The organism is Tateyamaria pelophila (genome assembly GCF_019966495.1).
Classification (GTDB): Bacteria; Pseudomonadota; Alphaproteobacteria; order Rhodobacterales; family Rhodobacteraceae; genus Tateyamaria; species Tateyamaria pelophila.
The window spans coordinates 1-12,936 of record NZ_JAIMIA010000081.1; the positions used below are offsets into that span (position 1 = coordinate 1).

The 12,936-nt window shown below is 54.2% G+C and carries 12 protein-coding genes; 8 read left to right on the plus strand and 4 right to left on the minus strand.

The features are described 5' to 3' along the window. Together LC354_RS19505 and LC354_RS19510 are read left to right on the plus strand one after the other, a co-directional pair. On the plus strand, positions 1 to 190 hold a 190-nt coding region (locus LC354_RS19505; RefSeq protein WP_223423851.1), incomplete at its 5' end, for a transposase domain-containing protein. 602 nt (positions 191 to 792) lie between these two features. After that, positions 793 to 1,140, plus strand: coding sequence for a hypothetical protein (locus LC354_RS19510; protein ID WP_223426998.1), 348 nt, complete (start codon positions 793 to 795; stop codon positions 1,138 to 1,140). A gap of 131 nt (positions 1,141 to 1,271) precedes the next feature. On the opposite strand, the gene LC354_RS19515 is transcribed toward LC354_RS19510, so the two are convergent. The 4 genes from LC354_RS19515 to LC354_RS19530 form a co-directional block, all read right to left on the minus strand. Continuing rightward, positions 1,272 to 1,895, minus strand: coding sequence for an MASE1 domain-containing protein (locus tag LC354_RS19515; RefSeq protein ID WP_223427002.1), 624 nt, complete (start codon positions 1,893 to 1,895; stop codon positions 1,272 to 1,274). A 107-nt stretch (positions 1,896 to 2,002) separates the two neighbouring features. Continuing rightward, positions 2,003 to 3,034, minus strand: coding sequence for a glutamine synthetase beta-grasp domain-containing protein (locus LC354_RS19520; protein ID WP_223427004.1), 1,032 nt, complete (start codon positions 3,032 to 3,034; stop codon positions 2,003 to 2,005). A gap of 156 nt (positions 3,035 to 3,190) precedes the next feature. Next, positions 3,191 to 4,234, minus strand: coding sequence for an AraC family transcriptional regulator (locus LC354_RS19525; protein ID WP_223427006.1), 1,044 nt, complete (start codon positions 4,232 to 4,234; stop codon positions 3,191 to 3,193). Positions 4,235 to 4,475: 241 nt separating this feature from the next. Further along, complete coding sequence (locus LC354_RS19530; protein ID WP_223427007.1) at positions 4,476 to 4,700, minus strand: hypothetical protein; 225 nt, start codon at positions 4,698 to 4,700, stop codon at positions 4,476 to 4,478. 204 nt (positions 4,701 to 4,904) lie between these two features. Between LC354_RS19530 and LC354_RS19535 the strand changes: the two genes are divergently transcribed. The 6 genes from LC354_RS19535 to LC354_RS19560 form a co-directional block, all read left to right on the plus strand. Continuing rightward, on the plus strand, positions 4,905 to 6,824 hold the full coding sequence (locus LC354_RS19535) for a cyclic nucleotide-binding domain-containing protein (RefSeq protein ID WP_223427038.1): 1,920 nt from the start codon (positions 4,905 to 4,907) through the stop codon (positions 6,822 to 6,824). Between the two features lie 232 nt (positions 6,825 to 7,056). Further along, the gene (locus LC354_RS19540; RefSeq protein ID WP_223427009.1) at positions 7,057 to 8,553 is read left to right on the plus strand and encodes a hypothetical protein; all 1,497 of its coding nucleotides are present in this window, start codon (positions 7,057 to 7,059) and stop codon (positions 8,551 to 8,553) included. Positions 8,554 to 8,561: 8 nt separating this feature from the next. Continuing rightward, positions 8,562 to 10,046, plus strand: a complete 1,485-nt coding sequence (locus LC354_RS19545) for a response regulator (protein WP_223427016.1) — start codon at positions 8,562 to 8,564, stop codon at positions 10,044 to 10,046. A 48-nt stretch (positions 10,047 to 10,094) separates the two neighbouring features. Then, positions 10,095 to 10,460: a response regulator gene (locus LC354_RS19550; protein WP_223427023.1), complete on the plus strand. Its 366-nt coding sequence runs from the start codon at positions 10,095 to 10,097 to the stop codon at positions 10,458 to 10,460. 43 nt (positions 10,461 to 10,503) lie between these two features. Continuing rightward, positions 10,504 to 11,754: an ammonium transporter gene (locus LC354_RS19555; protein ID WP_223427024.1), complete on the plus strand. Its 1,251-nt coding sequence runs from the start codon at positions 10,504 to 10,506 to the stop codon at positions 11,752 to 11,754. A gap of 130 nt (positions 11,755 to 11,884) precedes the next feature. Next, positions 11,885 to 12,936 (plus strand): ammonium transporter (locus tag LC354_RS19560; protein WP_263289475.1); only part of this gene is annotated, 1,052 nt, incomplete at its 3' end.

Here is a 12,936-nt window from a genome sequence, read left to right on the forward strand (position 1 = left end):
GTCCGAACGCGGCGGCGACCGCGCAGCCTTCATGTACACCCTGATCGTCACCGCAAAAATGAACGACATCGACCCCCAAGCCTGGCTCGCTGACGTTCTCAAACGACTGCCCGACATGCCAGTCTCGCGCGTGCACGAGCTGCTACCATGGAACTGGAAAACCGCAGCACAAAACGTCAAGGCCGCATAAACGCGGTCCACGCCGGATGTTTACGGCTGGCGTCACCGCTGCTCGGATAATCTTGACAGTTTCAAAACCGGACGGGTTCCGGTTGCCCCTCACCTTCCGGGAGCAAAGATGCGGCAGACTCCTGCGGCTCTGACATCTTTTTGGATTTCGGTTTTACGCAAGGATTGGCTGATTGTTTGCCTGGTAACAACGACCGGATTGAACGTTCCGAGGGCATTCGCCGGTATCGGGCAGGCTGGATCAGATCACGGGCATATGCTTGACAGCAACACTGATCTTTGGCGCGCCGACGTCACCCATTGATCAGTTGGCTGCATGGAAATTTCGCGGAATTGGCCGGCTCCCTTGACCCGGTATTTTGCCATTTTCCGCGTGCGCCTCTGAATCTTGCCTTGCACCACCCTGTCGGCCATGGGAAGCATTCATTTTTTGGCCGGAACTGTTCGGTCGCCTTTGAGCGAACGATAGCCCAAACGAGCATTTGGGGCGGCACGAAAGCGCGACAGGTCCATTCCGACCCATACGGCGGACCTGTCTACCGGGTAGACCTATCTGGGAGCCCCCTGTTTTCCGGTAGTGAAGTGCGTGGAACAAGGCTCCCGTTGTGGCAAATAGAGCTGGTCGATGGACCGCCGGAACAAGCAGAGGCTTGGGACGCTATATTCAAGATAAAGGAGAGGTATAGTCGAGATGTTCTGGATGCCGACTTCATTTCATGGATAGAGTATTTTGCTCGATGGTTCGACCGCGAGTTTGGCCGTGGAAAAAGTGCTGACGAAGTGGCTGCCGAGCTTCCGAGGTATATCGATAACGTTGTTCAAGACGGGCTTGCGGACCGCGCCTTTCTGAAAGCAGAGGCTTTTCACTTGATCCTAGCTGAATGCAATGACCCAATTGAAGGCGAAGATGTTCGCGCCTGGTTGTGGGGTTTTGTGGAGTACGCGGTCTGAGCTCCTGCCGAACGCCCGGGGTAGATTCTTGTCTCAAATGAACTGACAAGCTTCTGGTTTATAAGAGAGAAGTGGTGCCGCTGAAGGGACTAGAACCCCCGACCCCATCATTACACATGACTAGCGTTCCGTTAGGGCTCGGTGCTGGTTCCGTCACGATCTACAAACATGAAGAAAACAAGGACGAACGAGCTAAACAAAAAGATCCCTACTGAATCCCCCAGCACCCACCGCGCCCAATTTGTTGCCAAATCTGAAGCGGGTACAATGCCTGAGAAATAGAGTGATACGACGCCGATTGCGGCGCTAATGGCCGCGCTGATTACTGCTCCGAAGGTGCCCAGCTTTAGGGCTTTGTAAAAGATCGAGAGCTGCCCCCACGGGCCGAGAAGACGCAAGGCAAAGGTAGCTATGAGCGCGCCCAAAGTGCTCCCGACTCCAATTCCAACGGCGGCCTGAATGCCCGATCCGTAATAGAGGTTAGAGGCCAATACTGCCAAAGCAATGCTTGGCCAAAGCCGCATATCTATGAAGACCAGCGCAACAAGAGCAGAACCGGCAGGCAACCAGATGATCGCAACACCGTCGTAGTTAGCCGCCAATGTCAGGCTGAGTATGCCCAGAGCCCAACTGATAAAGAAGTACAAAACGAAAACACCAAGAAACTTTGGGCCTATGGGTAAGCCTTTCTTCTGAGTTTCGTTAATGGGCAAATGCCGATCCCTCTTTCTCAGGTTACCGGTGAGCGTTTCCATTCCCGGAGCTAGGAAGCTGCACGTTCAGGAACGTGCCGCTTGCTCCCGCCTGCGAAGATCGTCTTCCTAATCTCGATCCTCGCCATCTCACACCCCACTCCTTCCAATTAGACTGCTTTCAGAGCTTCCTCGTGCGCCACTTTGACTGTCCGCATGATGCGGTCGACGACCAGATATGGGTCAGCATCGGATGCCGGACGCCGGTCCTCGAGATACCCTTTCCAGTCATGTGTCGTAGTGTAAAGCGGGATGCGGATAGATGCGCCTCGATTCGATGCCCCAAAGCTGAACTGATCGATAGAGGCCGTTTCATGAGATCCGGTCAGCCTTCGTTCGTTTCCGGCACCATAAACATCGATGTGATCTTTGTGGAACGGTCGGAAGCCTTCACAGAGGGCTTCAATATAGTCCTTTCCGCCAACATCGCGCAGGTAGTCATACGAAAAGTTCGAGTGCATGCCGGAGCCGTTCCAATCCCCAGAGATCGGTTTCGGGTCGAGGGTTGCAATCAGATTGTATTTTTCTGTGATAAGCTGAAGGAGGAACCTGGCTACAATCAGGTCGTCGGCTGCGCGAAGGGCGCCCTTACCAAAACACTGAAATTCCCACTGACCCAGCATGACTTCTGCGTTGATCCCGGTCACCCCAAGATCGGCGGCAAGGCAAGCGTCCCAGTGTTCATCGACCAATTCCCTCGCTTCGACGCGGTGCGCTCCGACGGCGCAATAATAGGGGCCCTGGGGCTCAGGAAAACCGCCGTCCGGAAAGCCAACAGGACGGCCATTTGAGGTCATCAGAATGTATTCTTGCTCAAATCCAAACCAGAATTCGGCTTCGGAGTCCCGATCGATCAGATTTCGCGTGTTGGTCTCGTGGGGGCGTCCATCCCGATGAAAAACCTCGCACAAAACGAGATAGGCGTTTTGTCTGAAGGGGTTTGGATAGACACGAACCGGCTGCAGGATGCAGTCGGAATCATGGCCCTCGGCCTGCTGAGTGGAACTGCCATCGAAGCCCCATTTCGGGGTGTCTTCGACAGACCCGTTATACGAACTATCCGGATGGATTTGTGCCTTCGTCCGGATATTTGCGATCTCGTAGCCGTCCAGCCAGATGTAGTCGAGACGAGCGTTTCCCATGGTATTCTTCCTTTCGTTCATTTTGCTTATTCGCGCCATAAACTAGACGATATCAAGAGGTTATCATTTTACTCTTTCATTCGTTGGCTGTCGTTAGTTGCCAGTCGCAATCTTCTTGTCTGAGCGTCTCAAGCAGACAAATGAACGGCCAATGGGCTATCTGTACCTTTCGTACGCCCACTTTAGCGCAGCGATGCTGGGCGCATATTGAGAGGTGTTCCCTTGCTCTTGAGCGTTGTCCGTTAGTGCCGCGCCTTTGGGGTTTTGAACCCACCGACCGACCAAAGACACGGGGCTTACATCAAATTCTTCCTTAAACAACCGACTGAAGTGAGCATGTGAAGAAAATCCCCAACGTTGAGCAACGTCTTTAACGACGCCTCGCACGGGCTGTGCCTCAGACAAATCCCGATATGCTCTGCTCAACCGGCGCGAAAGAATGTACCGGTTCACTCCTCCGTATTCTTCTAGGTGGCGGAACAGTGTCGCTCGGGATAGATGCAATTCTTCAGATATCCTGTCCACGCCAAGCCAACTATAATTGAGGTTCTCTTCAATGAAGACCTTGAGGGCACGGATTTGGTCATTTCGGGTATTTGAATATTTTTCATGTTTCGTTCCATGAGTAAAAACGCTTCTAAGCGTCCCGGAGAGGCTTTCTGCAAGAACCGGAAGGTCATTTTGGCTCAGATGTTCAAGCTCCTGAAATGCGGCCTCGACGCTCGCCGAAAGAAAACGTCCGACGGCGGATTCCAAGCTTACACTAAAGACGGGCGGATGGGTCGACGGGTCATATCCAAGTGCGTCATAAGGCAAAAAGATCGAATCTAGCTCGTGATCACTGTAAGTTTCGCTCTTGGATCGATTTTGATCGATAAAGTGGAGTGCACCGCTATCCAAGTGGTGTTTTTCACCATCTAACTGAATTGTTTCTCCGCCATATTTAAACAATTTAACCTTTATGAGGCGAGTGGGGCTCCCCTCAACCAGCTTGCTTGGTCTTACAATGGTGTTCGCTTGCGCTCGGATCCTGAAAAATAACAAAACTGGAGAAAACCACATACGGGTAGCAAATCTATAATAGCTCCCCGCAGAGCCTGCTTGAGAAAGTTCATACGTTTCGTCGGTTATCTCACGCCAGATTTCTCGCGCCTGATCTGGCGGCAAATCAAAGGTATTGATGTAGTAAGATGCAGCCATTTAGTACTCCGACGAAGCGATCTCAGCAGATTTTACCCATGTGCGATTTTTGCTTCCATATCACATCCTAATCGAGCCGTTTGACTTTATCTCCTTGAGACACTCAGACAAACAGATTGCGACTGGCAACTAACGACAGACAATGAATGATCAAGTATGCGGTAACAGCACCTGATGCCCTCCAGTCGATGCAGCCAATAGTTGACAGAACGAAAGAATATCGATCGTGCTAAACATAAGTTCAATTTGGCGGGTGCAGAGGCCCGCGGATCATCCGCATAGCGATCGCCATAGCATGACGACGGATGTGCTTATGTTCGTCAATGCCGCTCAGCGATACATCAAGCCACTCTTCGACGGCCTTTTCTGTGACTGGCATCTTTTGTGCGGCCAAGCCAAGCACCGCCTCAATAGCTGCGGTGTATCCTGCCTTGGTTTCGGCCTCGTCATCCCAGTTGAAAACCAAACCCTTCTCCCTTTCTGTGTTGTGTTGCGTCGACCTGCCCGCTCTCCATCAAGGCCTTCGGCAGTTTGACACTCCTCATGAAACCGTTACATACTAATATTCAATAATCAATAGGTTTGGGGGGGGCTAAAAATGGATGCTTTACAGCAGGTTATACCAGCCTTGGGCCTGTTCGGCCTTCTGGCATCCGCGGCCCTCTTGTTGGTGCGCATCGCGACTGTCTATGTGTCCGGGCGGGTTCACCGCATCCGGGCATCGGCAGAACTCATTGGCCTTCTGGTGGTCCTCGATTTCACGATCGGTCCCGGGCTTCGCTTCCTCGGAGCAGACTCTCTTGTCGCGCCTATGGAGAGAGCCGTTCTTGCTGCGACGGCCATCGGTGTTGCCTTTCTGTTGAACGGTGTAGTTCGCGTCGTCCTTTGGGATGGACTGCTCTCGGATCATGGCGAGCGGAAGGTCCCGGTCATTGTCAAGGGAAGCGTTGGGGTTGCCATCTACCTTGCAGCCATCTTGCTGGTGATGCACTTCGTCTACGATGAGCCAATCGGAGGTTTGCTGGCCACATCGGGCGTAGCGGCTCTGGTGCTGGGCTTTGCCGCGCAATCGACACTGAAGGAGGTCTTTTCCGGCGTTGCTCTCAACGCCACCCAGGCCCTGCGTATCGGTGACTATGTCGAGATCGACGGAGTGTATGGTCAAGTCCATGAGATCAACTGGCGTTCGATTTCGGTCAAAAACCCGCATACCAACTCTCTCTACATCTTTCCCAACAGTGGCGTCGCTGACCGAACCATTCTGAACTTCAGCGAACCTACCAGTCGGTTTCGGTACTTCCTGACTTTCACTTTGGAACTGTCATCTCCTCCGGAACTGGCCATCCGCGCGATCGCAAAGGAGCTTGAAAATTCGAGGTTCGTACGCCGCGATCCGAAACCTGACTTCAATATGCTCGGATATACGAGCGAGGGGATTGAAGTGAGGGTTCGGTGGCATTTCGATGATGACGATCATTGGTGGGATGCCCAGAATGAGATGGTCATGGCCATCTGGAGTGCGATGAGGAAGCATCGGCTGCGCATCGCGATCAACCGCACTTGGCTGGGAACTGGCGACGAATGGGAGAAACTCGACCAGACTGGCGCCGCGGATTTCGGGAAGGACAAGGTCGCCGAACAGCTTGCGAAATCGGGACTCTTTGCGGAGTGCCCGGAGGCAGATCTGTCCCAGTTGGCCGATGCCGCCAAGATTCTGTCGCTCAATCCACCGGCTTGCTTCTATGAGCAGGGAGAGCCGTCTGATGGGCTCTATTTCGTCCTTAGCGGGAATGTCGCGCTTTATCAGTCCATAGACGAAAAAGAGTTGAACGAAATCAAAGTCGAAAACTGTCAGGAAGGCCAGATCTTTGGCTTGCAAAGTTTCCTGGAGTCGGCGCCCAGAAACTACCTCGCGCAGGCTGAACAATACTCAGTGGTTGCTCATATCCCTGACGAGGCCGTCCGAAAGTTGATATCCGATCACCCTGAAATCCACGGCAAACTCCAGGACGATCTTGCTGCTCGCGCTCAGCAACGCGAAAAAGATGCAAAAGTCGCCCACAAAGAGCTTCTGGCAGCTCTGCATGCTGAAGAACGCCGCAAGCTTTCCGAAGAGCTAAGACAGAACGTGGGCGAATTGCTGGAACGTCCGGCATTGCATCACTTCATGAGCCTTCTGTCATCCAAGGTTCGCCACGAAGATGTATTGAAGTCGACAATGGCAGGCGCTGCCATCATCGCTGCTTGCCGGGGCGATGTTGATGAGACTGAGGAACAGTTTCTCCGTAGAACGATGACCGAGGCAGACTTGCTCAGACATATGAATATTGATCACGCAATGGAGTTGTTTCGCGATTTTGCGGCCGCAGAAGATGTTCTGGCCCGTGATGGTCAGGTTTTCGCTATGCTCGACCGGGCAAGTGAAATGAAGGGCGGATCACAAATCGCCCACGCGATTGCCGTCGGAATGACGGGTGTTCACGGAACGCCGACCCAGAAGGAATGCGAAGCGCTTGTGGACATCTCGAAACGACTCGACCTGGAGGCGCCAAAATGGGCACTAAACGTCGAGGGAGAGCAGAATGGGTGACGGAGTGTCAAAATCAGGGTTTGTCTTCACAATTGGTCTTACAGGGCACCGTGACATTCATCCTGAAGCCGTTGCCGACATACGCGCGGCGCTAAAAAATGAACTCGAGGCTATGCGGGAGCGGTTTGAAGCCCTTCCGGTTGAGCTTGTCACTGGATTGGCTCAGGGCGCCGATACACTCGCCACCGAGGTTGCGCTTGAGATCGGATTGCCCGTGCGCGCGGTTCTGCCGATGCCCCGCGCGCTCTACGAGGCTGACTTTGAGGGCGAAGCCCATTCCAACCTAATCAGACTTTTGGATGACGCGCGCGTCAAAGTGCAGGAGTTACCACTCCCTCACGGGACCGGGGAGGACGACTTCAAAGAGGGCGCGGCTCGTGATGCCCTCTACGCGCGGCTCATGGATTACCTTGTCAGGCGTTCGAATGTCCTAGTTGCTCTTTGGGATGGAGAGGTGACGGGTCTGACTGGTGGATCGTCCGACGTTGTGGTTCGCTATCTCTCTGGTTCAGAGCCGCAGGCACGGCAAGCCCGCAAACTCGAAGCGGTTGTCGACGCCGGGTTGGCAGATGATCGGTCCGACCTCGCGATCTGGATCGAAGCCCCCAGGCAGACGGATGAGGTTGAACAGGGCGACGTGCAGACAAGTTACCTAGTACAGGCGGGTGCTACAGGTCTTATCTGCCGTCTACCGAATATCCCTGATTTCGTAGAGGAGCGTTGGCGCGAGTTTGACCAGTATGTCCTCGAGCGGGACACAGAAATCGGCACCGATCTGACCGCCTATCCGATCTCTGTACCTGATGATGTCAAGATATCAGAGGTCGCCTTGTCAATCGACGTGGATTTCGTACGTGCGGATCAACTTGCCCTCGCAAATCAACGTCAATCGGATCGTCTCTTTAAGCTCTTCGGGCTCATGGCAGCCATGATGGGGCTGACATTTCTGCTCTATGCGAAGATTGCCGCACTGAAACTGTTTCTCATCGCTTATGTGGCTCTCTTCGCAGGAGGTTTCTTAATTTTTGCCATCGGCTCAAGGCGCGGGTGGTTTGGACGTCACCTCGCTTTCCGCGCACTGGCCGAGGCACTCCGCATCCGATTCTTCCTTGTCTTGTCCGGAGGTGGTGCAACAGGCCAGACGCGGCGCCTCTTGCGACTGACCGGTATCGAGCGTTTCAAGGGCTTTGGATGGATTGGCGATGCAATCCGATGCACAGAACCATTGGCCTGCGAAAGCACAGTGCACGCAAAAGAAAGGGTTGCGGCAGTTTCGGAAAGGTGGGTCAAGGATCAAGCGGCTTATTTTTCACGAAAGCATCACCAGTTGCATGCTGAGCACGAGCGTCTTGAAATGGTAAAGAAGTATCTGTTTCTTGTAGCGTTTCTCGGTGCCCTCTCGCTGCTTTTTTTCAAAGATACCCTCTACCACTTCCATATCGGCGATCTTGATGGCAAGACCCTTGTCGTCTTTCTCATGGGGCTTTTGCCGCTTTGGCTTGCGATATGGGAAATCTATCAAACGAAAATGGCAATACGTGAGTTGCTTTGGCAGTACGCAAACCAGGGAGAGTTGTTCGAACTTGCTGAGCGGCGCCTCGAGGTGATTTCTGATCCTATTCACGCACAAGATGTGATTTCGGATTTGGCTGAACGTTCTCTCATGGATGTGGTCCAGTGGAGCACGCACCGCTACCACCGTGAACACGAACCGCCGTCTGCCGGATGATGAAAAAAGTGGAAGATAGCGGCGATTTCAAAGCACAACTTTCAAAGTTGCGCCACGACCTTCGTACACCTGTCGGACACATCATCGGCTATGCCGAGATGATTGAGGAGGATCTGCCGCCTGATCTCCTGAAGACATTTTCGGGAGACCTGCAAGCAATCCAGAATGCAGGTCACAAAATGCTTGTCCTAATAGAAGATTTCCTGGGCGCTTCGACGGTCTCACCTGAAGAGGTCAATGTTGGGGACGCTCAGTTTCAGTTTCGAATGCAACTCAACCACATAAACGGTTATTCGGAAATGATCTTCGAGGAGGCGACAGACCTCGCCGAAGCTGAGTTCATATCTGACCTGGAAAATATCGCCGAAGCGGGGCGAGCGGCGCTGAGTCTCGTAGATGCCATCCCGAAACGTTTGCTCGAGAAAAACACCAACAAAAAAACCGCCCCGAAGAAAGAAGGCAAACGCTCTCCGCAACAAGACATTTCGATAATCAACAGTCAAATCGGTCAAGGGGGCGAACTTTTGCTGGTAGACGACGACCCGTCAAACCGCGAGCTGTTAAGACGGCGGGTCAAACGCATGGGATACTCGGCGCGGACGGTGTCCAGCGGAGAGGAGGCCCTTGCCATCCTCGAAACCGATCGATTTGACCTTGTCTTGCTAGATTACATGATGCCCGGCCTATCTGGCCTTGAGACTCTGCAACGAATGAAGGCGTCTTCTCGCCTGCGCACGATCCCGGTGATTATGCTATCTGCGTCTGACGACATTGAAATGATGGTCGACTGTATCCTTCAGGGTGCCGAAGACTACATTTTTAAGCCGTTCAATCCGATCCTGCTTCAAGCGCGGATCAGTGCGTGTCTTGAAAAGGTTCGTCTCCGTCAGAATATCTCAAAGCAGTTCCGGATTTTTATCTCTTCACCCGGCGACGTCATTCCCGAGCGGCGAGTGGCAAAAACTGTAATTGGGCGTCTTAACGAAGAGTTCTTTGGGCGTGCCTATCTCATCCCAATCCTCTGGGAAGAGGAGCCCATGTTGGCTTCCGAGACCTTCCAAGCTCAGATACACCCACCGCATGAGACCGAAATCTACGTTGGTATTCTTTGGTCTCGCATCGGTTCGCCTCTACCCGATACGATCCTGAGACCCGACGGGACCAGATACGAGTCTGGTACGGCGTTCGAATTCGAGGACGCCCTAGGCGGTTTCAAGCAGCAAGGCTCTCCGGAGATGCTTCTCTACCGAAAGCAGGGGGCGCCGACGTTGTCGCTCGAGGATCGTAACATTGTTCTCGACAGGCTCGATCAGATCGACAAGCTCAGCCGGTATCTCGATCGCTGGCTTATTGGTGAAGACGGCTCCTATATCGGAGCATTTCATATGTTTGAAACCGAGGAACAGCTCGACACGATGCTCGAGATGCATCTGCGAAAACTCGTTGAAGCTCGGCTGGCACAGGATGCATCGGTGCAAACAGACGCAGCCTGAGTCTGCGTACCGAGGATCCGGTAAGGAAGAATAGGAAGGGAAGACAAAATGGCAAAAATTCTTCTGGTTGAAGACAATGAGATGAACCGAGACATGCTGTCTCGCAGGCTCAAGAAGAAAGGCTACGAAGTCGTGATGGCGTTTGACGGCCAGCGCGGTGTCGAGATGGCCTCAGAAGAAAGTCCCGACATAATACTGCTCGACATGAGCCTTCCGGTCATGGACGGCTGGGACGCGGCACGGCACCTCAAGGCAAGTGACCAAACAAAGAGCATTCCGATTATCGCGCTGACGGCACATGCCATGGCGGGTGATCGTGACAAGGCCCTGGGCGCTGGCTGCGATGATTATGATACCAAGCCGGTCGACATAAAGCGACTTCTTGAAAAGATTGAAGGTTGGCTGAACGTGTGACGAGACAAGGTACTCATATCCGTAAGCTCTGGCAGTTCGTCTGATGGCGAACATTGATCTGCTCTGGGTCATTTTTGCCAGTGCGCTGGTCTTCCTGATGCAGGGTGGTTTCCTGTGCCTAGAGAGCGGGATGACCCGCTCAAAAAATAGCATCAACGTCGCGATCAAGAACCTCGCAGATTTCTGTCTGTCCACGCTGGTGTTCTGGGCTGTCGGCTTCGGGCTGATGTTTGGGCTGAGTTACAAAGGGTGGATCGGGTTGGACCTGTTCTCCCTCGACTTCGCCAAGGCGTCCCCGTCTCTTGCGGTGTTTTTCCTATTCCAGGTGATGTTTTGCGGGGCCGCGGTCACGATCCTCTCTGGGATCGTCGCAGAGCGGATGAAGTTCGGCGCCTATCTCTTTGTCGCGGTGATCATCTCGGGGCTTCTCTATCCCGTTGCAGGTCATTGGAGTTGGGCCGGCCTTGACGGCGCTGGCGGATCGGGCTGGCTTGCGGATTTGGGGTTTGTGGATTTTGCCGGGTCGACGGTGGTTCACAGCGTTGGCGGCTGGGCGGGTCTCGCGCTCGTCTTGATTATCGGCCCGCGCTTGGGGCGCTTTGATGACGGCTCGGGCGCGCAATCCATTACCCCGTCGAACATGCCGACCTCCACGCTTGGCGCTCTTCTTCTCTTCATCGGCTGGCTTGGCTTCAACGGTGGCAGCACCTTGGTGCTGGATGACACCGTGCCATCTATCCTGATCAACACGGTCGTCGGGGGATGCGTCGGTGCCATTTCGGCCGGAGGTCTGCGATATGCGGTCAACCAGCGACTTGACGTGGATCAGTTCATCAATGGCGCACTGGGTGGGCTTGTCGCCGTTACCGCGAATTGTTTCGCCGTCTCGACAGGGTCCGCTGCCCTGATTGGCTTGGTTGGTGGCATGATTGTCGTCTTTGTCAGCCAGATCCTCGAGGCCCTCAGGATCGACGATGCGGTCGGGGCAATCCCTGTGCACCTGGGGGCCGGGATATGGGGCACACTGGCAACCGGCCTTTACGGCGATCTCGAAACCCTTGGCACAGGCCTGAGCCGCCTCGAACAGATCGGTGTTCAGGGTCTGGGCGTGCTTGTCTACGGCATCTGGACCTTCGGTATGGCCTTTCTGGTATTTTCGGCCGGCAACGCGGTCTTCCGGTTCAGGGTGAGTGAAGAGGAAGAGATCGCCGGGCTCAATATCTCAGAACATGGAATGCAGCACGAAAGTGAGATGCAGACTACAGAAGGACGTTCATTGGAGAGCGCCGGATGAAATTTTTGCACGCTCGATATGTTCCGACTGAAGGGCAACTGCAAAGCGACCGCTTCTTTCGGCGGAGGGTCGGTTGATGCAGGACATTGATCTTTTTTGGGTGATCATCGCCAGTGCCCTATTGTTCTTGATGCAAGCGGGCTTTCTTTGCCTCGAAACGGGAATGACCCGTTCGAAGAACAACATCAACGTCGCGATCAAAAACTTCTGCGATTTCTGTGTCTCGGCCCTGGCATTCTGGCTCGTGGGCTTCGGACTGATGTATGGCCTGAGTTATCAGGGATGGATCGGGTTGGATCTGTTCGCACTCGACTTTGCCAAAGCAACTCCGTCACTCGCTGTCTTCTTCCTGTTTCAGGTGATGTTGTGTGTGACATCGGTCACGATCCTTTCTGGGATTGTCGCCGAACGTATGAAGTTTAGTGCATATCTCTTCGCCGCTTTGATCGTGTCCGGGCTTCTCTATCCCGTTGCAGGTCACTGGAGTTGGGCCGGTCGCATAGCAGAAGGATCGGGCTGGCTTGCGGATTTGGGGTTTGTGGATTTTGCCGGGTCGACGGTGGTTCACAGCGTTGGCGGCTGGGCGGGTCTCGCGCTCGTCTTGATTATCGGCCCGCGCTTGGGGCGCTTTGATGACGGCTCGGGCGCGCAATCCATTACCCCGTCGAACATGCCGACCTCCACGCTTGGCGCTCTTCTTCTCTTCATCGGCTGGCTTGGCTTCAACGGTGGCAGCACCTTGGTGCTGGATGACACCGTGCCATCTATCCTGATCAACACGGTCGTCGGGGGATGCGTCGGTGCCATTTCGGCCGGAGGTCTGCGATATGCGGTCAACCAGCGACTTGACGTGGATCAGTTCATCAATGGCGCACTGGGTGGGCTTGTCGCCGTTACCGCGAATTGTTTCGCCGTCTCGACAGGGTCCGCTGCCCTGATTGGCTTGGTTGGTGGCATGATTGTCGTCTTTGTCAGCCAGATCCTCGAGGCCCTCAGGATCGACGATGCGGTCGGGGCAATCCCTGTGCACCTGGGGGCCGGGATATGGGGCACACTGGCAACCGGCCTTTACGGCGATCTCGAAACCCTTGGCACAGGCCTGAGCCGCCTCGAACAGATCGGTGTTCAGGGTCTGGGCGTGCTTGTCTACGGCATCTGGACCTTCGGTATGGCCTTTCTGGT